19 protein-coding genes are annotated in these 22,856 nt (G+C 33.8%); 13 read left to right on the top strand and 6 right to left on the bottom strand.

All coding sequences use genetic code 11. From position 1 onward, the window contains the following. Positions 1 to 57 precede the first annotated feature (57 nt). From hemC to hemF, 6 genes are all read left to right on the top strand, one after another. The gene (hemC, locus tag ACXAFS_RS01170) at positions 58 to 1,644 is read left to right on the top strand and encodes a hydroxymethylbilane synthase (protein WP_475304749.1); all 1,587 of its coding nucleotides are present in this window, start codon (positions 58 to 60) and stop codon (positions 1,642 to 1,644) included. 72 nt (positions 1,645 to 1,716) lie between these two features. Beyond that, entirely contained in the window at positions 1,717 to 2,073 is a 357-nt protein-coding gene (locus tag ACXAFS_RS01175) for a four helix bundle protein (protein WP_475304750.1), read from the top strand. Between the two features lie 28 nt (positions 2,074 to 2,101). Next, positions 2,102 to 3,127, top strand: coding sequence for a uroporphyrinogen decarboxylase (gene hemE, locus ACXAFS_RS01180; protein WP_475304752.1), 1,026 nt, complete (start codon positions 2,102 to 2,104; stop codon positions 3,125 to 3,127). Positions 3,128 to 3,311: 184 nt separating this feature from the next. Beyond that, positions 3,312 to 4,094, top strand: a complete 783-nt coding sequence (locus ACXAFS_RS01185; protein ID WP_475304753.1) for an EI24 domain-containing protein — start codon at positions 3,312 to 3,314, stop codon at positions 4,092 to 4,094. Next, positions 4,094 to 4,630 carry a GNAT family N-acetyltransferase gene (locus ACXAFS_RS01190; RefSeq protein WP_475304754.1) on the top strand — a complete coding sequence of 179 codons (537 nt, stop codon included), beginning with the start codon at positions 4,094 to 4,096 and terminating at the stop codon, positions 4,628 to 4,630. The genes ACXAFS_RS01185 and ACXAFS_RS01190 overlap by 1 nt, the downstream gene beginning before the upstream one ends. A 3-nt stretch (positions 4,631 to 4,633) precedes the next feature. Continuing rightward, positions 4,634 to 5,536 carry an oxygen-dependent coproporphyrinogen oxidase gene (hemF, locus tag ACXAFS_RS01195; protein ID WP_475304756.1) on the top strand — a complete coding sequence of 301 codons (903 nt, stop codon included), beginning with the start codon at positions 4,634 to 4,636 and terminating at the stop codon, positions 5,534 to 5,536. 2 nt (positions 5,537 to 5,538) lie between these two features. On the opposite strand, the gene ACXAFS_RS01200 is transcribed toward hemF, so the two are convergent. Then, the gene (locus tag ACXAFS_RS01200) at positions 5,539 to 8,175 is read right to left on the bottom strand and encodes a DEAD/DEAH box helicase family protein (RefSeq protein ID WP_475304757.1); all 2,637 of its coding nucleotides are present in this window, start codon (positions 8,173 to 8,175) and stop codon (positions 5,539 to 5,541) included. A gap of 77 nt (positions 8,176 to 8,252) precedes the next feature. Between ACXAFS_RS01200 and hemB the strand changes: the two genes are divergently transcribed. Then, positions 8,253 to 9,242, top strand: coding sequence for a porphobilinogen synthase (gene hemB, locus ACXAFS_RS01205; protein WP_475304759.1), 990 nt, complete (start codon positions 8,253 to 8,255; stop codon positions 9,240 to 9,242). A gap of 43 nt (positions 9,243 to 9,285) precedes the next feature. On the opposite strand, the gene ACXAFS_RS01210 is transcribed toward hemB, so the two are convergent. From ACXAFS_RS01210 to ACXAFS_RS01225, 4 genes are read right to left on the bottom strand one after another with little or no spacing between them, the layout of a single operon-like run. After that, positions 9,286 to 10,524, bottom strand: coding sequence for a hypothetical protein (locus ACXAFS_RS01210; RefSeq protein ID WP_475304761.1), 1,239 nt, complete (start codon positions 10,522 to 10,524; stop codon positions 9,286 to 9,288). Positions 10,525 to 10,526: 2 nt separating this feature from the next. Then, complete coding sequence (locus ACXAFS_RS01215; protein ID WP_475304762.1) at positions 10,527 to 10,985, bottom strand: hypothetical protein; 459 nt, start codon at positions 10,983 to 10,985, stop codon at positions 10,527 to 10,529. A gap of 4 nt (positions 10,986 to 10,989) precedes the next feature. Next, positions 10,990 to 11,727, bottom strand: coding sequence for a hypothetical protein (locus ACXAFS_RS01220; protein ID WP_475304763.1), 738 nt, complete (start codon positions 11,725 to 11,727; stop codon positions 10,990 to 10,992). Between the two features lies 1 nt (position 11,728). Next, positions 11,729 to 11,974: a hypothetical protein gene (locus ACXAFS_RS01225; protein WP_475304764.1), complete on the bottom strand. Its 246-nt coding sequence runs from the start codon at positions 11,972 to 11,974 to the stop codon at positions 11,729 to 11,731. A gap of 205 nt (positions 11,975 to 12,179) precedes the next feature. On the opposite strand from ACXAFS_RS01225, the gene ACXAFS_RS01230 reads away from it, so the two are divergent. From ACXAFS_RS01230 to ACXAFS_RS01255, 6 genes are all read left to right on the top strand, one after another. Further along, positions 12,180 to 13,298, top strand: a complete 1,119-nt coding sequence (locus ACXAFS_RS01230) for a CNNM domain-containing protein (protein ID WP_475304766.1) — start codon at positions 12,180 to 12,182, stop codon at positions 13,296 to 13,298. Beyond that, the gene (locus ACXAFS_RS01235) at positions 13,298 to 13,771 is read left to right on the top strand and encodes a methylated-DNA--[protein]-cysteine S-methyltransferase (RefSeq protein WP_475304767.1); all 474 of its coding nucleotides are present in this window, start codon (positions 13,298 to 13,300) and stop codon (positions 13,769 to 13,771) included. Before ACXAFS_RS01230 ends, ACXAFS_RS01235 begins: the two co-directional genes overlap by 1 nt. Further along, on the top strand, positions 13,771 to 14,289 hold the full coding sequence (locus ACXAFS_RS01240) for a PaaI family thioesterase (protein WP_475304768.1): 519 nt from the start codon (positions 13,771 to 13,773) through the stop codon (positions 14,287 to 14,289). Before ACXAFS_RS01235 ends, ACXAFS_RS01240 begins: the two co-directional genes overlap by 1 nt. Positions 14,290 to 14,298: 9 nt before the next feature. Then, positions 14,299 to 15,453: a serine hydrolase domain-containing protein gene (locus tag ACXAFS_RS01245; protein ID WP_475304770.1), complete on the top strand. Its 1,155-nt coding sequence runs from the start codon at positions 14,299 to 14,301 to the stop codon at positions 15,451 to 15,453. Between the two features lie 85 nt (positions 15,454 to 15,538). Beyond that, positions 15,539 to 17,281: a S41 family peptidase gene (locus ACXAFS_RS01250; RefSeq protein WP_475304771.1), complete on the top strand. Its 1,743-nt coding sequence runs from the start codon at positions 15,539 to 15,541 to the stop codon at positions 17,279 to 17,281. Between the two features lie 5 nt (positions 17,282 to 17,286). Continuing rightward, positions 17,287 to 18,000, top strand: a complete 714-nt coding sequence (locus ACXAFS_RS01255) for a 3'-5' exonuclease (protein ID WP_475304772.1) — start codon at positions 17,287 to 17,289, stop codon at positions 17,998 to 18,000. A 56-nt stretch (positions 18,001 to 18,056) separates the two neighbouring features. Here ACXAFS_RS01255 and ACXAFS_RS01260 read toward each other — a convergent pair whose 3' ends face one another. Beyond that, entirely contained in the window at positions 18,057 to 22,838 is a 4,782-nt protein-coding gene (locus tag ACXAFS_RS01260; RefSeq protein ID WP_475304774.1) for a reprolysin-like metallopeptidase, read from the bottom strand. Positions 22,839 to 22,856: the final 18 nt, after the last annotated feature.

Here is a 22,856-nt window from a genome sequence, read left to right on the forward strand (position 1 = left end):
AAAAAGATAAAAATAGGGCTAAAAAGAGCAATTTTTTAGCCGATTGAAAAAGTGTAAATGAGTTCAAAATCTAAAATTATTCGCATTGGCACACGCGATAGCCAATTAGCACTATGGCAAGCTAAAACTGTACAATCGCAGTTAGAACGCTTAGGTCACAAAACCGTATTAGTACCTGTAAAATCAACAGGAGATATTGTACTAGATAAACCGTTATACGAATTAGGTATCACAGGTATTTTCACCAAGACTCTAGATATCGCCATGCTTAATGAAAGCATTGATATTGCAGTACACTCACTAAAAGATGTTCCTACAGTTTTGCCAAAAGGTATTGTGCAAGCTGCTGTTATAAAACGCGGCAATGTTAACGATACTTTAGTGTTTAAAAACAATGAAGAATTCTTATCAGCAAGAGATGCTGTTATAGCTACAGGCAGTCTTCGTAGACGAGCGCAATGGCTTAACCGCTACCCAACACATAAAGTTGAAAATATACGTGGCAACGTTAATTCAAGATTGCAAAAACTTGAAGACAACGAGCATTGGAATGGTGCTATTTTCGCTGCTGCAGGTATTGGTAGATTAAACATAAGACCAGAAAACGCTATCAATTTGCATTGGATGATTCCTGCTCCTGCACAAGGCACAATTATGGTTACTGCTTTAGAAAAGGATGAAGAGATCCTAGAGATTTGCCAGGAAATTAATCATGAAGAAACTCAAATTTGCACAGCAATTGAGCGCGAATTCTTAAACCGATTGGAAGGTGGTTGTACAGCACCAATTGGAGCCTTAGCCTTTATTAAAAATGAAGAAGTTAATTTTAAAGGCATTCTCCTTAGTAAAGATGGCACCAAAAAAATAGAAATTGCTAAAGTTGTGCCTTTAGGCAAACATGATGATCTAGCAGAATTTTGTGCCAACTATATTATAGGTAAAGGTGGTAAAACGCTTATTGACCAATTACAACGTAGCGATAAGGAAACCAATATTTATTCTACCAAAAAACTTACAGATGACCAATTGTTATTGTTTCATAATGACGTTGTTGCTGATAGTAATGATGCGATTAAAATCAGCCTAAATCGTATCCCAAAAACAGTTGTCCGTAATGAAATTAAAAATGTAATTATTACCAGCAAAAATGCTGTTGAAGCTTTGCTTCATAATTTTTCGGCAATAGAATTACAATTCAAAAATATTTATTGTGTTGGCAGACGTACAAAGCGTTTGGTTGAAAAACGAATAGGCAAAGTCACGCATACAGAATCCAACGCTAAAAAATTAGCCAACTATTTAGTTGAATATATTGAAGGCACAGAGGTTACCTACTTTTGTAGTGACTTACGCTTAGATGATTTACCAAATATTCTATCTGAAAATAACATTACAGTTAACGAAATTGAAGCCTACCAAACCAAGTTTGATGCTGATAAAGTTGAAGCCAATGTAGATGGAGTAATGTTTTATAGTCCTTCAACAGTAGAAAGTTACTTAAAACAGAATAAAGCCACAGGTATTGCATTTTGTATTGGCGAAACCACAGCAAAAGCAGCAAGTCAGTATTTTGAAAATGTTCGCATTGCAAAAGTACCAACTGTTGAGAGCGTTATTGAGTTGGTGAATGAGCACTATGTTTAATTGCTATTGGCTATTGGCTATTGGCTATTGGCTAAAATTTAAATTAATACAGGCTAAGAAAAATAAAAAAAGATGAGAAACTTTAGACAACTTGAAATTTGGAAAAATGGGATTCAAATAGTAAAACAAGTCTATGAACTTTCTCAAATGTTACCTTCTGAAGAAAAATTTGGATTACGCAGTCAATTAACTAGAGCAGCCACTTCAATCCCTTCAAACATAGCAGAGGGTTGTAGTAGAAATAGTGAAGTAGAATTTAAAAGGTTTCTTGAAATAGCAATAGGTTCTCTTTTTGAAGTAGAAACACAATTAATAATTTCTGAGGAACTAGGATTTATTCAACCTGAAAGCTTAAAACCCATTTTTGATCTTTTAAGTAAAGAAGCTAAAATGATAAATAGTTTAATAAATAAAATTAAAAACAGCTAAAGGCTAATAGCCAATAGCGAAAAGCTATATGATAAAGAACGACCTATACCTAAGAGCATTAAAAGGAGAAGCTGTAGAGCGTCCACCTGTTTGGATGATGCGTCAAGCTGGTAGATACCTTCCGGAGTTTATGGAAATTAAGGCCAAATACGACTTTTTTACTCGTTGTCGTACTCCAGAATTAGCAAGCGAGATTACCGTACAACCTATTCGTCGTTATGGTATGGATGCTGCCATTTTGTTCAGTGATATTTTGGTGATTCCGCAAGCCATGAATATTGAGGTAGAAATGAAACCTAATTTTGGTCCTTATTTACCAAATCCTGTGCGTTCTCAGAAAGATGTGGATAATGTTATTGTTCCAGATGTTCATGTTGAGCTAGACTATGTAATGCAAGCTATAAAAGCCACTAAAGAATTACTTAATAACGAAATTCCGCTTATTGGTTTTGCAGGTTCGCCATGGACAATTTTGTGTTACTGCGTGCAAGGGCAAGGTTCTAAAAACTTTGACAAGGCTAAAGAGTTTTGTTTCACAAATCCTGTTGCAGCTCATAATTTACTTCAAAAAATAACAGACACTACTATTGCTTACTTAAAAGCGAAAGTAGTTGCTGGTTGTAATGCTGTTCAGATTTTTGATTCTTGGGGAGGCATGCTATCTCCTGTAGATTATCAGGAATTTTCTTGGCAATACATCAACCAAATCATTGAAGCCTTAAAAGATGATGCTCCGGTAATTGCTTTTGGTAAAGGCTGTTGGTTTGCACTTGGTGAAATGGCAAAATCTAATGCGTCTGCTTTAGGAATTGACTGGACGTGTTCTGCTAAAAACGCACGTTACTTAACTGGTGGAAATATTACATTACAAGGTAATTTTGACCCAACACGTTTGTTTTCACCTCCTAGTGAAATTAAGAAAATGGTGCACCAAATGATTGATGAGTTTGGAAAAGACAAATACATTGTAAATTTAGGCCATGGAATTTTACCAAATATTCCACTAGATAATGCCAAGGCTTTTATTGATGCTGTGAAGGAATATAGAAGCTAACCCATCCTCACCTTCCCAAAGGAAAGGAATATAAATGCTCCTTAACTCGGTAAGTTATTTTGTTGTAACAAATTATGTAAAAAAACGTCTATTGTTTTGAGATTAAAATCAATTGAAAATTAATATCTTCATTTAAACAATTAACAAATTCCCTTTCCTTCGGAAAGGGTTAGGGATAGGCTTTATGATACAAGACATATATAGAGGACTTCAGGTTTACACAGGTGCATACGGATTAATTTCAAAATTAAAATTGTGGAAATACTTCGTTATTCCTGTAATAATAAGCGTTGTTGTATTTGCTATGATTTTTGTTTCAGCCTACGGATTGTCAGATAATCTTGGAGAATGGATGGCTGGCATTTGGATTTGGGAAACCGGAAAAGCAACGTTTACAGCCATTTCAACATTTATTGGTGGCATTGTCATTTTTGCAATTGGTCTAATTCTGTATAAGCACATTATAATGGCATTGTCTTCGCCTTTTATGAGTCCTGTTTCAGAAAAGATTGAAGCTTACTTTACTGGCAAACCTGCCAAGAATTACGTGAGTACGAATTTTAGCAAACAATTGGTAAGAGGTATTAGAATTGGTTTACGAAACCTTTCAAAAGAACTGCTTTATACACTACCAATACTAATACTTAAGCTTATTCCTGTTGTAAATATTTTTTCAACCGTTTTACTCTTTTTAGTTCAGGCGTATTATGCAGGTTTTGCCAATATGGATTACACACTCGAACGTCATTTTAAGTATAAAGAAAGTGTTGCGTTTATAAGACAGCATAGAGGTTTGGCTATTGGCAATGGTATTGGGTTTTTACTATTATTACTCATTCCTGTGATTGGTGTTATCCTAGTATTACCTTTGAGTGTAACCTCAGCATCAGTTATTGCAGTAGATTTATTGTTTGATGATGACGAAGAGATTGGTTTTGAACCTTTTGACAAAATAGATCTTAGCTAATGATATTAGGTTTTAACGATTTTGAAATTAGTGCTGTACACGAAGGTGATGCTTGGAAAATTTGCGACTTTTGTGTTGCGAATTCAGATCGATTAAAACGCTTTTTTCCATTAACGTTGCAACAGAATTTAAATCCAACATTATCACAATTATTCGTCGATAAAAAGGTGAAACAATTCAGAAATAACGAAGAATTTTTATTCACCTTAAAGCATTCTGAAACCCGTAAACTAGCAGGTCTTATCTACATTAAAGAGCTCAATTGGGATGCCAAACAAGGAGAATATGCTTATTGCGTAGACTACAACCTTAAAGGCAAAGGATTAATGTCTGAAGCCATTGCAGAACTTAATAAATATGCGTTTAACACACTGGGTTTAGAAACCCTTCAAATTATAACGCATAAAGACAATATTGCCAGTGCTAATGTTGCTAAAAACAATAATTTTGTGTGGCAAAAAACACTCATAAATGGATTTACTCCACCTGGTGAACAGCCTTTAGATATGGAATTATATGAATTATATAAATCATAGATTTTGAAAGACAAATTTTACAACTACATACAAGAATTACAAGACACCATAACCTCTAAACTTGAAGCTATTGATGGCAAAGCAAAATTTCAAGAAGATCTTTGGAAACGACCAGAAGGCGGAGGCGGAAGAACTCGCGTTATAGAAAATGGTAATGTAATTGAAAAAGGTGGAGTTAATATTTCTGCTGTTCATGGTGCGCTACCAAAAAGTATGCAAGCCTATTTTGGTGTGAAAGATGCTGATTTTTTTGCCTGTGGATTAAGTTTAGTCTTACACCCAAAAAATCCTATGGTGCCAACCGTACATGCTAATTGGCGCTATTTTGAAATGTATGACCAAGACGGCAATATCGTAGATCAGTGGTTTGGTGGTGGACAAGATTTAACGCCTTACTATTTGTTTGAAGAAGACGCAAAACACTTTCACCAAACTTGTAAAACTGCTTGTGATAAACACAACACGGACTTCTACCCAAAATACAAGGCGCGTTGCGATGAGTACTTCCATAATGTGCACCGAAATGAAGCTCGTGGTATAGGTGGTTTGTTTTTCGATTATTGCAAAGCAAGTGATGATATGACCATGGAAAACTGGTACGATTTCGTCACTGAAGTTGGTAATAGCTTCTTAGAAGCCTATGTGCCAATTGTAGAAAAGCGTAAAGATTTGCCATACACTCAAGAACAACGCGATTGGCAAGAAATACGTCGTGGTCGTTATGTGGAATTTAATTTAGTACACGACAAAGGCACACTTTTCGGACTTAAAACCAACGGACGAATTGAAAGTATTTTGATGAGTTTGCCACCACATGTGCAATGGGTCTACGACCATCATCCTGAAAAAGGAAGCGACGAAGAAAAACTGATTGATGTTTTACGAAATCCTAGAGAGTGGGTTTAGTTCTACTGCCACACTGTAGAAGTATCTAACTTATTTTTTAGTTCATTAGACCTGTGGAATAATTTGGCTTTTAATAGCAATCGTCTACCTTCAGATTGTCTTGTGTAAACCAGCTTGGTTTTTCCCATGTGTTTTACCCAATGCTTCAGAAAGCACTTTGCGTCCTCTTTGTTTTTACCAAAGACTTCTGGAACTGGATAGAAATTTTCAATATTAAATCCCTTTTTGAAAAAATTGGTATTGATAATAATATATCTTGGTGATGCTACTGGCTCTAAAAGTTCAGTTAAGGTCTTAACAAAAAAGGCTTCTTCATAATTACTAGCACCTTTTAAATTACAAACCACAGCATTAGAAAATAATTTATGAGAATAAACTTTAATCCTATTTCGATCTGTATTTAAAAGTTGCATCTCATCCATGGTATCAACAATTGCTGATCCCATATTTTTGATTTTTCTGTGTAAAAATCCATGTCTTAAATAGTAAACTGTAACCTTGTAAAGTTTGTAGCCAAAGAACACCAAGGCAATACAACCTATAAATTTTAATACTGAAAGAATCTCTGTTGGAACTGTAAGATTAAACGCTAATAAAATACTTCCGAAAAAGAACACTATTAAAACCAAAACTATTTCGATAAAGATTAACTGCGATGCTTTTGCAAAATAGAACTGTCGTTGTGCTTTAAACTGAGATGTTTTAAAATCTTGAAGTTGCACTTGTCTGGTTAATTTATTGCCTTCACCTATTGAATTTTTCCAATTCACAAAAGTCTGCGCTCTTCCCACAGAATTGGTTACACTTGATGCATTTAAAGTCTCTAAATCTTCAACAGATATTTCATTTGGGATACCCAAACGTTCAAAACCATTTGTGATGTATGATAATTTTGTGTTGGTAATACCAACAAAGGCCTCAAACCTTCGTTTTAATAATTCTAACTCTTTTCCTCCAAATTTATCCGTAGGATCAACACAAGCCAAATGCCAAATGTTGCTGGTTTTTTGAGGATTATTTGCATCTCTTCTAATGGCTCTTCCTCGCATTTGGTTAGACGATACAAAAGACCCAACAAAAGAAGCCAATATTAAACTGTTAATAGATGGTGCATCCCAACCTTCGCCAAGCAAGGCTTTTGTGCCTATTAAAACTTTAAAAACACCATCTTCAAAAAGCTTGGTAATGATACCTAGAAGGGCCTTTCTCGCTTTATCAGATCCTGTAACTAAGACAAAATTATCGTCTCCTTTTAAGGTTGTAAACACATACGAATTATCACCACCATAAGCTTCAATAGCGTGCATTTTTGAGTAATGAATTATAACAATAGTACCTGTAAGTACTACCAAATCCTTGTTATCTACAGAGCTTGTTCGCAGATAATGAAAAATAGGAACAACACCTATCTTATTAATTTGCTCAAAATCCTGATTTGAAGTGTTTAAGAATTCTTTCCTAACATAGTCCGTTAACACCACACAGCGTAAATCATCTTTAAGCGAGAGTCGTTCTGAGTTTACAATTTCTACAATACTTTCAAGCTTACTAGGACTAAAAGCCAATGATTTGTAAACCGTATCATTACCTGATAGATTGACCTTGTTTTTCTCTAAAAGATTAAGTTGTCTTAGTTGTTTTTCGAGTTTTGAAAGATATTCTTCATAATCTTCAAGTTGTTCTCTGTCTTCAACTAAAAGGTTTTGCAACAGAATTTCTAACCATTCAATATCTAAGTTTGGAAAACTAACATTATCCGTTTTACTCAATCCTAAAATGCTCAATCTATAATTATCTACAGGAATATTAACTGCATTAAGTGTTATAAGAAGTGATGAAAAAAACGTGGTATTGGCATAAATTGCATCTTCATAATCTTCTGGATTGGTGTAAAAGCGATGATTTTCAATAAGCGAAATAAACGTCTCATCGCTTAATAAATCTGCTTTCAGCGCTTCAATATTATCTCTATATTCTTGAATATGATGCAACTCGGAATCATACGGTTTTGAGAAGTAAACAAAATCTTGATGTGGACTCAAATCCTTTTCCCTTATAAGACTTGGCACTGAGATTTCATCATCTACATCACCACAAAGCGTAAAATATTTACTTACCTCTAAACTCGAACTATCGTAAGGTGGTGTTGCTGTTAATGCTACTATAAAATAAGGTTTGCTCTTTTTTAGAGCGATTAAACAGTTCCACCATGCATTTTTCAAATGATGTGCCTCGTCTAAAACGAGTGTTTCAATATTGTGCGTTTTAAAAAATTCAAGAAAATCAGTTTTATCCTCAAATGATTTGTAAAATGAATGCAACGACTGATAGGTAGAGAATGTAATATCGCTTGGATTTTTCACATCAAACGAAAAAGCTTCAAACGCTTTTTTATCTGTAAAAAACGACTGCAGTCTATCTTGCCATTGATTTCTAATCGTCAATGTTGGCGCAAGCACAAGCGTCTTTTTTCCTATTCGCCTTAAAATTTCAATACCTAAAATAGTCTTACCAGAACCAGGTGGCGCAATAACATGAAAATGCTGATCTGAAATGTGTGTCTCAAAATTATCTAATAGTTGCTTTTGGTAGCTTCGCCAAGGAAATTGAAATTGTAAAAGACTGAGACGTTCTGACACTCGTAAATGGGTTATATTGATTAACTTTGTATTTGCTAAAAATAAGCATATTCACTTTTATATTCAGATTTACAATTATGTTCCCAATACGAAGAAACCGAAGATTAAGAACAAGCGAAGCCATTAGAAGTTTAGTTAGAGAAACCTATATAACACCAAACGATTTTTTGGTACCGCTTTTTGTGGTTGAAGGCAATGGTGTAAAAGAAGAAATTGCTTCTATGCCTAATTACTATCGTTTTAGTCTGGATTTACTTAAAGACGAAGTAAAAACACTTTGGAGTTTAGGATTAAAATCGGTTTTATTATTCGTAAAAGTTGATGATAAATTAAAAGACAATAAAGGGACTGAAGCATTAAACTCAAATGGATTGATGCAACGTGCCATACAAACCGTAAAAGCCGTTTGCCCAGACATGTTGGTAATGACAGATGTGGCTTTAGATCCGTTTTCATCTTATGGACACGATGGTATTGTAGAAAATGGAAAAATTATCAATGACGCTACCGTTGAAGTTTTAGCCGAAATGAGTATTTCTCATGCTGAAGCTGGAGCCAATTTTGTAGCACCAAGCGATATGATGGATGGTCGTATTCTTGGTATTCGTGAGGCATTAGATCAATCTAACCTAATCGATGTTGGGATTATGAGTTATTCTGTAAAATACGCCTCAGCTTTTTATGGACCTTTTAGAGATGCTTTAGATTCAGCTCCTGTAGATATGGTAGATGTGCCAAAGGATAAAAAAACGTATCAAATGGATTTTGCTAACCGTGAAGAAGCACTTAGAGAAACCGAAATGGATATTAGTGAAGGTGCTGATATTGTTATGGTAAAACCAGGACTTTGCTACTTGGATATTGTAAGAGATATTAAAAACACTTTTGATGTACCTTTAGCTGTTTACCAAGTATCAGGTGAATATGCTATGCTTAAAGCTGCTGCCGAAAAAGGTTGGTTAGACCATGATGCTGTAATGTTAGAACAAGTCACATCTATTAAACGTGCTGGTGCAGATATCATAGCAAGTTATTTTGCTAAGGATGTTGTGAGATTATTGTCTTAAGTTCAGTTCTAAGGCTAAAGTTTTATTATTTGTTGCTTTTCACTTATTTTGAAAATATGCCTTCACCTAAATCTAATCCCCAATTTATTCCAAGAATTGTAACGAGATTATCTTCATCTTGAAAATCTTTACCGAAACCTCCTATAATATTTATTTTTTCCGTAAGCTGATAAGATATATTACCAACAGATCTAAATTTATCGCTTGCATTAGTTCTCCTCAAATACTCATATGATACTTTTAGTTTGTTAAGCTCTAATTCTAATTTACCACCGATATCCCAGAAATCCTCTTCAAAATACATACCTTCAGAATTAATATTGAATCCATCATCTACATACCTGCTTATTCCAAAAATATGAGCATAGTTTTTTTCATCAAACATTAAGGCTATATCAGCTGTAAACCAACTACCGAAACGATTAGCAGTACTGGCATTAAACTCATTTTCCTTGAATAGAACACTATATGCTATTGCTCCATCAACCCGAATTAGAGGCTTTATTTTCTTTGGGTTAAACACAAAACTTACTACTTTATCACTAGTTTCTTCAAAATAGTCCTTAGCTAAATCATTGCTGTTAGAATAGACACTTAAGTATTGAGGATATGATACAAAAAACTGTTGAGCTGCATTAATATATGCACTTGGAATAGTTTTGTTATTAATATAAGCCTTGCACACTATATCATCTGGGACTCCCAAATAAGGCGGAGCTCCCTTAGTTGAATAACTACCAAGATAATAATTAAATTTTTCTAAAATTTCATTAGAATAACCGTCATCAAGTTTGTTAACTACCTTAATTAAGTCTTTTGTCCTTTTGGGTCCATAATATTCAAATAATGTAGTTCTAAAACCGAATGCTATAACTTTTTTCTCTGACTCTATAGACTCATACTTTTTTTCTATAAACCCTAAAGAAATAGAACTGTTAGTTCTGATAGAATTTAATGGATCTATTCTTATGTTATCTTTACTCTTCTTTTTAATCCCTCTATAGGATTCATACGACTTGTCTTTATGGTCTAAAAACCAATAAGGATTTATTTCCAAAGCAATATTACTGTTAGAAAAACCATTGGACAAGTAAAGCCCTAAAGCTTTGATATTTTCAGGTGTATTTATCTGAGTTGGTGTTTCTTCTAATAAACTAAAAGCAGGATTGGTAGTGCTTTCAAAATTAAAATCATTAATACTTTTAGATTCTTGGTTATTTTGACTAGTAACAAAATTTAAAAAGAATAAAACCAATAATAGAAAATTAAATAACTTTTTCATGATTAAGAATTTTGGTTTGCTATAAATAATTTATGAGATTCTCGAAAATTTTTATTTAATACAATTTTTATTCTCTTAACTACAGAAAACTTAGCGCCTTCTTCGTTAAAGAATTCGTCTTCAAAATCAGCCATTGTAGATAAATATGTGCTTCTAAAATCTTTGTCATGTATACCATGAGTAACAATTGTAGATTTCATTATTTTTTCTTTTTGAGGAATTAAATCAGAGTCAACAAAAAACTGATTAGTGATACTTAATATTGCCCTTTCCTGAGCTTTATTTTTATTAAACTTAGCTTTTTCTTTTGATCCATCTATCCTATCTAAAAGGATAAAGTCACTCAAATCGTTTTCTTTCCTTAGAGAAAAAGAAACGGTTTCGAATCTTTTAGCAATTGATGTATATGTTGACTTAACATATATGTTTTGCTTATTTTCATAAGTCTCAAATGTTTCCATATTCTTAATTTTTTAATTCTTTAATATCTACAATACTTTTTACATTAAATATTTCTCGTTTAAAATCTGTATACTTTGGTATATCTAGATTAATACTTTTGGAGACACCTTCTTCGTCTAAATAATTTATTGAATAGGTTCTATCTTCTAACAGCTTTGCAGTAACTGTGATTTTTTGGTCAGTCTTACTAGTGATGATATGAAATTTTTGTGCTTTCTTAAACTCCTTGTAAATTTCATTCTCAATTTTTAGAAGATCATCGGCTTCCTTCTTTTCAACATCGGCCAATTCTTTTTCTTCTTTCTTGTCATTTATCTCAAGATTTAGATAATATATAGTGATTGATCCACCCAATAAAACAGCCAGAGTTGCCAGTACGATCCATCTTTTTGACCGAATAATGTCATCTTTAAGACTAGATATTAACTTATTATAAATATCATTAATCTTCAATGGACTCCTTAGATCTAATGTCTCAAGCGGAATACTTTGTCCAACTGAAATTTTAAATGTTGCCACATAAAGCAGAATAGTTGGCAGAAAATAGCCAACATAAATCCACGGACATACTGATTTGAATAACAGTAAAGTTGTTAAACCTGCAGTGGTATAAAATCCTGATAAAAACTTTAAATAAGTACTATAATTAGTTAGATGTTTATTAAGGTTAGTAAATGATTCTTTTACAAGTTTTTGACCTTCTTCAAGCCAAAATTCATCAAATGTCTTTAGCTCGCTCATTTTAGTCTTTTTTTAGATAAACTCTTTGGTTATTCTTCGTCTCACAAGGACAGCTCACAACTATGTAATCATTTATTATTCCTTCCGACACAACCTCTCTTTTTATAAAAGTTTCGGTTTTTATCTCAGAAACAGGTCTGGTAACAGCTGTATAAATGGAATCTACAATAACATTGAATTCTTTTGGACAATCATTTTTTTGACAAGCAACTTTCTGTATTCTATAATTGGTAGTATTAGCACTCATAATCTAACATATTAAATTATGCTACTAAATTAGGTCTAAAGGGAAGGGAGATAAATACCCAATATCAGGTATTTTACACTTGTAAGTTATTGAATTTTAGTTTGAAAACAAATTTTATTGTTTTTATTTTTTTCAGCATATATAAAATCTTTAGGTAATAGATTTCATTTCGTAAATTAGCACTAACTAAAACTTTAATACATTAATGGGCTTACTCATATTCTACGCTATAATTTCTATTTTCTTTTCCTTTTTGTGTTCTATTCTCGAGGCTGTTTTACTAAGTATCACACCAACATTTCTTAATGTTAAGAAGAAAGAAGGTAAAGCTTATGCTGCAGAGTTAGAAGAACTCAAAAAGGATGTTGATCGTCCACTTATAGCCATTTTAACCTTAAACACCATTGCGCACACCGTTGGTGCCATCTTGGTTGGTGTACAAGCAAAAGTGGCTTATGCAGAATTATATGGTAATACTAAGAGAAGTATTCTTGGCATAGAATTTACCGAAGATGTTATGGTTGGTTTAGTTTCTACTGTAATGACTATTCTTATTTTAGTCGCTTCAGAAATTATCCCTAAAACAATTGGTGCAACCTTCTGGAAACAACTTGCCAACTTTACAGCAAAGGCATTAAATGTTTTAATTTTTCCATTAAAATGGACAGGTATTTTATGGGTATTACAATTAACCACAAAACTTATAGGTGGTAAAGGTCATGGTAGTGTCTTAAGCAGAGAAGGATTTGTAGCAATGGCAGATATCGCTCAAGAAGAAGGCGTTTTTGAAGAAAGTGAAAGCAAAGTCATTAAAAATCTGCTCAACTTTAAAGAAGTACAAGCTAAAGACATAATGACTCCTCGTACCGTTTTAAAAACTGAAAACGAAACCATGACGGTTAGAGACTTTTTTGAGGCTAACTCTAACATACGTTTTTCTAGAATTCCTGTTTACACAGAGAACTCTGATAATATAACTGGTTTAGTTTTAAAGGATGAAGTCTTTAAAGAAATGGGATTGGGTAATGGAGATAAATTACTGTCTGAAATAAAGCGAAGTATTATTATTGTAAACCGAAGTCTTCCTATCCCAACATTGTTTGAACAACTTGTTGAAAGTCGAAATCACATGGCTCTTGTAGTAGATGAATATGGCTCTGTAAGCGGAATCGTAACTATGGAAGATGTTATTGAAACCCTTCTTGGTCTTGAGATTATGGACGAAAGTGACAACGTATCAGACTTACAAATGCTTGCCAGAAAAAGTTGGGAAAGCAGAGCAAAACGCTTAGGTCTTATAGAAAATGATAATCCTGAAAATTAATGGACACTTGTTTTATTGAAACGCCTATTGGTTATGCCAAAATTTGTGGTGACCAAGATGGAATTTCTTCAGTTTCAATAATAGACAAGCCTGAAAATACTTCTGATAGTATTCCTGAATCTCTATTAGATTGTGTATCTCAACTTAAAGCATATTTCAACAATCAGCTTAGAACTTTTGATTTAAAATTAAATCCTGAAGGCACAGATTTTCAGAAAAAAGTCTGGAAACAACTTGAAAAAATCCCTTACGGAAAAACCATTTCTTACCTAAAACTCGCTAAACAACTAGGTGATGCAAAAACTATACGTGCTGCTGCAAGTGCCAATGGTAAAAATCCACTTTGGATAATTGTGCCTTGCCATCGCGTTATTGGTACAGACGGGAGTCTAACAGGTTATGCTGGTGGTTTACACAGAAAACAATGGCTGCTTAATCACGAAAGCGAACACAAACAACAAACACTTTTTTAATGTATAAATCTGGTACCGAATTTTTAAAACGGTTTTTTAAAGTATCTACAATTTATAAGTACGGTTTTAACTGGTCACCAATGTATCGTAGATCTACAGCCAAACTGATTGAGGTGAGCGACGATTTACACCATGTGAAAATTAGGATGAAACTCAACTGGAAAAACAGAAATTACGCTGGTACCATTTTTGGAGGAAGTATGTTATCTGCCACAGACCCTATTTATATGATTCAGCTTATACAAATCCTAGGAAACGATTATGTGGTTTGGGACAAAGCTGTAGAAGCCAAATACAAAAGACCTGCAAAATCTACAATTTATGGCGAATTTAATTTTTCAAAAACCGAAATAGAAGATCTCAAAACTAGAGTTGCTCAAGAAAACGAAATAGACCTTTTAAAAACCATGTATTTGGTAGACGAGGAACAAAATATAATTGCTACTTTTAAAAAAACACTTTACATCGCTAAAAAGTCGTTTTATAAAGAAAAACTAAAAAACCGTAAAAAACACTAATATTTCCACATGAAATTCTTAAAAAAGCTATTCAAATTTTTAGTTATACTTATTGGACTAACTGTCGCTGTACTTTACATAACAGATACTGATTATTTATTAAAAGCTGTTAGAACTATTTATTTAAACGGACATACTACAGCATTTTTAGAAGACTACCAGTATTTTGATAATAAAGAAATTAAAGCAAGTGATAATCCAGAGCCATGGCCAAATCACAAAGATTACAATTCCGTAAAGCCAACTGATGAACTTTCTAAAGCAAATAAAGATTGGGGAACTATTGCTTATGTGATTATTAAAAATGACAGCATTTGGTTTGAAGAGTACTACGATGGTTTTGGCGAAGACTCAAAATCCAATTCCTTCTCAATGGCAAAAAGCTATGTCTCAGGTATGTTGGGCAAAGCTATAATGGATGGTTATATAAAAAGTTTAGACCAGCCTGTTTGTGATTTTCTTCCTGCATTTTGCGATGATAAAGCCAAAAAAATGACCATCGGAGACTTAAGCAGTATGGCATCTGGTACTAATTGGGATGAGCGCTATTATTCACCATTTTCAATTACAACACGTGCTTATTTTGATGATGATTTAGCAAAGGTCTGTAATGGCTTAAAAGTTGTTGAAGAACCAGGACAAGCCTTTAAATATGCTAGTGGTGACACACAAATGCTTGCTATGGTGATTGAAAAAGCAACCGGTAAAAAGTTATACAAATACTTAGAAGAAAGCTTCTGGAAGCCTCTTGGAAGCGAAAACAATGTGCTTTGGCAGGTAGACAGTGAAGACCATGATTTAGTAAAAGCCTATTGTTGTATTGCCGGAAATGCAAAGGATTTTGCACGCTTTGGGAAGTTATATAAAGACCATGGCAAATGGAATGGCAAACAAGTTTTAGATTCTGCTTTTGTAGCTAAATCCATTACACCTCGTTTTGCTGAAAGTCCTGAATATGGTTATGGTTGGTGGATGAAAGATGTTAATGGTAAAAGCTTTAAGATGATGCGTGGTCACTTAGGACAATACGTTATTGTACAACCTGAAGACAATGTCATTATTGTAAGACTTGGACACCAAAAATCCCCAGATGCTGGTATTGGTGCCTTTACCTATGATATTAGTTTATATATTGATGAGGCTTATGAAATGTTAGGTTTATGATATCTTAATATTCTGTTATTTAACAAAATATAAAATAAGTTTCAAGGATTTTAGTATTTCTTTAGATTGACAAAACCAATCAATCATGAAAAATAATTATCTCAGTCTGCTAACAATCCTTTTAGCCTTTTTTATTAATGCGCAAAATCCTAACAATTTTGATACTGAATTTGACTCTGGATCAAAAATATCTATCACAGAACTAGATCAAAAAAACGTAGAAGATTTAGAGCTTTTGGGGAGAATTTGGGGGTTTTTAAAATATTACCACCCAAAAGTAGCAAATGGTAATTATAATTGGGATTATGAACTCTTTAGAATTCTACCAAGTTATCTTGATGCCAATTCAGATTCTCAACGTAACGCCTTACTTGTCTCTTGGATTAAAAAGTATGGCGAAGTAGAACCATGTAAGTCATGTGAAAATATTAGTGATAATGCCTTTTTAAAACCTAATTTTTCTTGGATTAAAGACGCTTCAATTTCTAATGAATTACAAGATGAACTTCAGTTTATTCTAAAAAATAGATTTCAAGGCAATCATTTTTATATCGATGTTTTTCCAAAAGTTGGAAATCCTAAATTTATAAATGAAGCTTCATATTCTGATATGACTTATCCAGACGATGGCTTTAGGTTGCTTACTGTTTATAGGTACTGGAACATGATTAACTACTTTTTTCCGTACAAACATCTTATGGATAAAAACTGGGATACCTGTTTAGAAGAATACATCCCAAAATTTATTAATGCAAAAGACCAATTAGAGTTTGAAAAAGCAGCACTACTAATGATTGGAGATATTAAAGACACACATGCCAATCTTTGGTCTAAAAGCAGTAAAATACAAGAAGCTCGTGGTGAATTCTATGCTCCTATACATGTCAAATTTGTAGAAAATCAATTAATAGTTGATGCGTTATTTGATGGAGACAAAAGCAAGAACTGTGGATTACAACTTGGAGATGTCATTACACATATTAATAGTGAAAAAGTAGAAGATTTAGTTGATAAAATGAATAAATTCTACCCTGCTTCTAACCAACCTACACGATTAAGAAATATCAGTTTTGATATTCTGAGATCTAAAGACAAATCTATTAACCTAATTATAAATAGAGATAACAGGGATATTTCTATGACACTTAATCTATATAAAGAAAAGGAAATATCAGGATATTACAGATGGTACAAAAAGCGAGAAGAACGCAGTTATCATAAAATTAATGAGAATATTGGTTATGTAACGCTTCAAAACATTACTAAAAAGGATGTTAGCGCGCTTAAAGAAGAGTTTAAAGACACCAAAGCCCTGATTATAGACATAAGGAATTATCCATCAACATTTGTTCCCTTTACACTAGGTAATTATACAAACTCTAATCGAGCTGAATTTGTTAAATTTACTAAAGCTAACCTGAGATATCCTGGTGAGTTTAAGTTTGACGAAAGTCTAAAGGTTGGTATAAAAAGAAGTTGGTCTTATAAAGGTAAAAAAGTAATTGTTTTAGTAAACGAAATTACACAAAGCCAAGCAGAATATACAGCTTTGGCATTTAGAGCAGGGGACAAAACTACAATTATAGGAAGCACAACAGCTGGTGCAGATGGTAATGTTTCCAGAATTGATTTACCAGGAGGATTACGCACCTCAATTTCTGGTATTGGAGTATATTATCCTGATGGTACAGAAACGCAGCGTGTTGGAATTGTACCAGATATAGAAGTAAAACCAACCATTGACGGAATAAAGAATGGTCGCGATGAGCTTATGGAAAAGGCATTAGAATTAATAAACGAAAGCTTATTTACTAATAAAAATGATTAAGACATATGATCTCAAAACTCAATCTTGAAAACATATTATTCCTAGATATTGAAACCGTTCCTGAGACTGAAAAGTTTTCAGAACTAGATACCACAAAGCAAAGTCTTTGGGAAGCCAAATCTAGATATCAACGTAAAGAGGAATTTTCAGCTGAAGAGTTTTATGACAGAGCCGGAATTTGGGCTGAGTTTGGTAAGATTATCTGTATTTCTGTAGGGTATTTTAAAATGGAAGGTGATATCCGAAATTTTAGGGTGACTTCTTTCTATGGTGATGAAGTTAAAATTCTTAAGGATTTTAAGAATCTCATCATTTCTCATTTCAGCCAAAATAAGCATTTGCTTTGTGCGCATAATGGTAAGGAATTCGATTTTCCTTACATCGCTAGACGTATGATAATACACAATATTGAACTCCCTTACAAACTCAATCTCTTTGGAAAAAAACCTTGGGAAGTACCTCATCTAGACACTTTAGAATTATGGAAGTTTGGTGACTATAAAACGTATACTTCTCTTAAACTATTAACTAATGTGTTGGGTATTCCTTCACCAAAAGATGATATAGATGGCAGTGAAGTCTATCGTGTATATTACGAGGAAAATGACATTGACCGCATCATTACCTATTGCGAAAAAGACACTGTTGCTGTAGCACAAGTTTTCTTAAGGTTGCGAGGAGACGAATTACTTCATGAGACTGAAATAAAACACATTTAAAAAACAAAAAAGCTCAAGTAAATAACTCGAGCTTTTTCTTATCTGTTTTTAGAATCTTATCTTATAATGAGCTTCTTAGAAACAACTTTATTTGTGTTTTTAAGCTGTACTAAATATACTCCTTTTGTAAACTGATTTGTATCTATAGTATTAGTCGTAGTTCCTTCTTCTAAATCACGCTTAAGAATCTCTCTTCCACGTATATCATATAGCGTAAACTCGGTAGATTCATTTATTTGACCTTTTACAACTATACGTCTAGGATTATCTAAACTCATCACCTGAATCGTGTCTAATCCTGTTTCGTCTACACTTAAAGTTCCTTGGTTAAATCTTAAATAAAAACGACCTATACCTTGTAAATCTGTAACAGTTGTTAGTGTATAATCATTATCATTAAGAAGTGTAAATGTATTGTTCTGACGATCTTCTAAATAAATATCTACATCGCTTGGCAACAGGTTATTAGATAAACTTATTGTTAACTGTTGTCCTGCAGCAGCATTAATACCTAGAGGAATAATTGCATTATTAGAAATATCGGAATTTGAAATAGCTTGAACTGCCATATCTGTTCCATCATTCTCTTCAACTAATTGTGAATAAATACTAAAGCTTGGTGCAAAACTTCCAAAAGTTCTGGCATCATAACCTGGATCTAATCCTAATGACGCATTATCTGATACATAAAATTCAGAATGATAAACATCAGAATCATTTGTAAGGTTCAATTTAAAATAAGAGATATTATTTCTACCTACAATAAAATCATCAGAATTGCCTACTGTTCTCATAGCAGTTGTAAAACTAATGTTTCCACCTCCTGCTACAGAAGCCACTAAAAATCCTTGTCCTGGTGTTATTACAGCATTAGGGTTTAAATCTGAATATGCCTGATTCCATATTGTCCATCCATTTGCAGCGTTTCCGTCATAACCATATATACCAACACTTGGTGCTGCCAACAGCGAACTGTTAGCCGTTAAGAAATCTGCTAAAGTGATGTAAGAAGGATATGGGTTACCAACTAGGTTCCACTCAGGATATGTTGGCCCAGAAACAACAACTGGTACATTAATATTTCCTGTGTTTACAGTTCCAACAAATTCAAATGTAGAATTATTAGTTGATGCAGCTCTATATCCTGTACCAGCGTCTAATGTCGCTGTTTCTGTATTAGAATATAGTTGATATGTATTTGTTGTTTTATCAAACGGACCAAATAAGTATTGTGTTCCACCTCCATTACTAACAATATTACTATTATTACCTGCAAACACATTAAATGCTTGACCAGAAACTGGAGGAGCAATTAAATCATTAGCATCTTCCTCTCCTATAGCTGCAGTGTTATTTGTGTGTCTAAAGTATCTTACATTACCAGTGACTGTACCATTTGGTATTAAACTTGAATAGTTATTAGACACAGAACTTAATGTTAAGGTTCCGTCGCTAACAATATCGCCATTCACAATCATAGAACCAGTTGCATCAACTACTGTTTCTGCACCTGTTCTTATAGTAAAGTCGTTTATTTCTATATCTGTAGTTATTATACTAGTACCATCGGCAACTAAAGCATTCTCAGCTCCTGTAGTATTATCAGGTGCATAAGGTGTCCAAGCGTTATTGGTGTATAATAAGCCATCAAAACCTATATTAACTGTATAATCTTCTACCTCGCCAAAATCAAAAGATTCACAAGACGTAGGAATTGCATCGTATTTTAGAGAAACACGCATTCTTGTTGGACCAAACAACGCATCCATTGGGACAGAAATATTTCCTAAAACAGGATTGTCTTGAGATGGTGCTTGTGAGAATACATCTTCACCTGTATCGTCAAAATCTCCATCTTGATTAAAGTCTATCCAAATAGCATATCCCTCATCATAAATGGTACCTGTCCAAAAAGGCGTTATAGAAAAAGGATATGTATTTCCTATATCCAAATCAATACTTACGCTAGTAAAGTCAGAATAACCAGTACTTGTTGTACCAACACCAGAGTTATTACTTACTCCATTTAATGTAACGTTAGAAATATACTCGTCTCCTGTACTATTTCCATTAGAATTACAATAAACTAGTATCTGAGGACCTATTCTAAATTGATCTATAGCAATATCACTTGCAAATCCGCCTCCGGTTACACCTGTAAATCTGAATTTAACTGTTTGTCCATCGTAAGCAGAAAGATCTTGCTGAACAGTATTCCATTGATTTCCCTGATTCCCACTTTGGGAGAATAAAGTTGTCCAATTGGATCCGTCATCATTAGTGATTTCGAGTGTTAAGCTACCTGTGTCAGCGCCGAACATATGATTATAAAAAGATAAATAAGGATTGCTTGCTGCACTTAAATCAAAACAAGGGCTTACTAATACAGCTGTTGCATTTGCTCCTATTTCTCCAGGTGTTCCATTAGTAGAAGCTTCTATGTAAACATAATTACCACCAACTGTAATATCATCTGTAGGACCCGTTCCGCTACCATTGGAAGGTGTTGGTCCACTATACACAATCCAATCTCCATCATCTCCACTTGCTTGCGTCCAATCTCCTAATCCAGAATCATAAGTTTCTACGTAAGGGAATGTGTTTACAAAAGCTCCAGTACATGGAGGTATTGCTATCGTTGAAAACAGCAAGGTTGTTGAATACGAAGAAGTCGTTGATGTACAAACACTTCTGATTTCTAATTCATAATCTGTAGATGGTGATAAACCACTTAATGAATAAGTATTTGTTGTAACACCACTAATCTCTGTATATGGTGTTGTACCTACTTCTCTATATCTAATGTCAAAAGTTGCACCAACATTGGCATCCCAATCAATTGTAGCGCTGTCAAAACTAACAGTTGATGCCACTAGACCTGTTGGTACTATAAGATTACATGGTATTGGAGCTCCAATCGTAAAATCCGCATCAGAAATATCGAAAAAAATGTGGTTAGAGCCTCTAACCATTATTCTATTCTGACTTCCTTGATTATTAGGTACAACAACATTGTGAGAGCCATCATTTGTTACTCCTGTAGCTAAAGTGATTGGATAAGTATCTCCTCCGTCGGTAGATAAAAAGATATCTACATTTGCCGCATTTATCCCATTACCAGTTGTACCTGCTACATCCCAAGTGACTGTTTGGGTAGTTCCTGCGTTCCAAGTTACATTGGTATTAGGTGAGTTGACTACAAAAGGGCCTGCAGTACCATTTACATTTATTACAACATCATCGCTATTGTTGGCTCCACCTCCTGCAACGTTATCTCTTACAGTTAATCTAAAGTTTAATGTTCTCGCTACAGTTGGCACTGCTTCCCATTGCCAAGATGTTGTACCGGTTTTAATGGTCTCTAATCTAGGAAAATAGCGAAATGTATTCGAAGTAGGCTCATATGCTCTAAATGCCACACCTGTTGTGGCTGTTGTACTTGGATATGTTGTAGAAGCATTATTCTCGTCCATTTGTTCCCAACTATACGTCAAAGCATTTGCAGGTGTATCTGCGTCAGTTGCAGAACCTTCTAAAATAAATGCAGTACCTCTAGGTATTGTATAGTCTAAACCAGCATCTACAACAGGGACTGCATTACCAGTAGCTGTGTTAGTTTGACAGCTTGTTGATTTAACATAATCAGTAACCTGCTCTATCGATACAGCATGAAAATTTGGGGTAACGTTGGGCTCAACATCTGTTGCTCCGGTAATCCCAGCATAACTCATTATAGTGGTACCACTACCAGGTTCTACTTGTACATTAGTGCCTTCATTTCCATTAAATGTCCATGTATGGTTAGCACCAAATTGATGCCCCATTTCGTGTGCCACATAATCAACATCAAAAAAATCACCAACAGGATTGGTAGCCGAAGTCCAACCACTTCCTTTTTGATTATTAACACAAACACAACCTATACATCCTGCATTACCATTATTCTGAAGGTTAGCAAATAAGTGTCCTATATCATAGTTAGCTTCTCCAATAACTGAAGTTAAAGTAGATTGTAATTCAGAGTTATAATTACCTGTTGTATTACCATAAGGGTCAGTACCAGTATTAGTATAAATAACATTAGTTGTATTAGCTATTAAAGTCATTGTAACACTAAAATCAACTTCGAAAATTCCATTAACTCTAGTCATTGTTGTGTTTATAGCAGCTAAAGCATCTGCAACAGACCCACCGTGAAACTGCGTGTACTCGCCTGTTGCCGAAACCGCTAAGCGATAAGTTCTTAAAGTTGAGTCATCTGCATTTCTAAAAGCAGTATTAGATTGAGAATCTACTGTTTGTCTTATACTAGCAGAAACTGAACACTCAAAATCATCATTATAATCGATTCTTTCTGTTCTATTAAAAACTATATAGTTGTTTGAATTTCTACCCAAAGGTTCAATAAAAGTGTTTTTACCATTAGCAGATAAAATCATACCACTAAATCCAAGATGAGACAAACTAAATCTCATGATTGAAGAAGGATTATCAATACCCTGAGCAACAAAAGATCTAATCTCTGGGTAATTTGCCTGTAAATCTGGATGCATTATTGAGGCTTCCTTTACTAAAAAACGTTCTAATTCTCCTTCAGAGTTAGGAAACGATAAAATAGTATTAGATGTATTTGAAGTATCACCTCTTTGAGCAACACCAACTAAGGATTGTCTTAGAGCTTCAGTATTAAGATTAAACGTTTGATACTTTTTTAAGGATAGATGATTTTCCTTCTTAACTGAGTTGGTATTAATACTTTGTTTTTGCCATAATACCTTATTCTGCGACCACATCATCGTCGACATCATCAATAAGATTATAAGTAACTTTATTTTCATAACATTTAAGAGTTAATA

This window comes from Winogradskyella sp. ABM4_392, from assembly GCF_056160445.1.

Bases quoted from the DNA above. Each gene is read 5' to 3' on its own strand.
- hemC (WP_475304749.1), top strand. From the start codon at position 58: ATGAGTTCAAAATCTAAAATTATTCGCATTGGCACACGCGATAGCCAA.
- ACXAFS_RS01175 (WP_475304750.1), top strand. From the start codon at position 1,717: ATGAGAAACTTTAGACAACTTGAAATTTGGAAAAATGGGATTCAAATA.
- hemE (WP_475304752.1), top strand. From the start codon at position 2,102: ATGATAAAGAACGACCTATACCTAAGAGCATTAAAAGGAGAAGCTGTA.
- ACXAFS_RS01185 (WP_475304753.1), top strand. From the start codon at position 3,312: ATGATACAAGACATATATAGAGGACTTCAGGTTTACACAGGTGCATAC.
- ACXAFS_RS01190 (WP_475304754.1), top strand. From the start codon at position 4,094: ATGATATTAGGTTTTAACGATTTTGAAATTAGTGCTGTACACGAAGGT.
- hemB (WP_475304759.1), top strand. From the start codon at position 8,253: ATGTTCCCAATACGAAGAAACCGAAGATTAAGAACAAGCGAAGCCATT.
- ACXAFS_RS01210 (WP_475304761.1), bottom strand. From the start codon at position 10,524: ATGAAAAAGTTATTTAATTTTCTATTATTGGTTTTATTCTTTTTAAAT.
- ACXAFS_RS01215 (WP_475304762.1), bottom strand. From the start codon at position 10,985: ATGGAAACATTTGAGACTTATGAAAATAAGCAAAACATATATGTTAAG.
- ACXAFS_RS01220 (WP_475304763.1), bottom strand. From the start codon at position 11,727: ATGAGCGAGCTAAAGACATTTGATGAATTTTGGCTTGAAGAAGGTCAA.
- ACXAFS_RS01225 (WP_475304764.1), bottom strand. From the start codon at position 11,974: ATGAGTGCTAATACTACCAATTATAGAATACAGAAAGTTGCTTGTCAA.
- ACXAFS_RS01230 (WP_475304766.1), top strand. From the start codon at position 12,180: ATGGGCTTACTCATATTCTACGCTATAATTTCTATTTTCTTTTCCTTT.
- ACXAFS_RS01235 (WP_475304767.1), top strand. From the start codon at position 13,298: ATGGACACTTGTTTTATTGAAACGCCTATTGGTTATGCCAAAATTTGT.
- ACXAFS_RS01240 (WP_475304768.1), top strand. From the start codon at position 13,771: ATGTATAAATCTGGTACCGAATTTTTAAAACGGTTTTTTAAAGTATCT.
- ACXAFS_RS01245 (WP_475304770.1), top strand. From the start codon at position 14,299: ATGAAATTCTTAAAAAAGCTATTCAAATTTTTAGTTATACTTATTGGA.
- ACXAFS_RS01250 (WP_475304771.1), top strand. From the start codon at position 15,539: ATGAAAAATAATTATCTCAGTCTGCTAACAATCCTTTTAGCCTTTTTT.
- ACXAFS_RS01255 (WP_475304772.1), top strand. From the start codon at position 17,287: ATGATCTCAAAACTCAATCTTGAAAACATATTATTCCTAGATATTGAA.
- ACXAFS_RS01260 (WP_475304774.1), bottom strand. From the start codon at position 22,838: ATGAAAATAAAGTTACTTATAATCTTATTGATGATGTCGACGATGATG.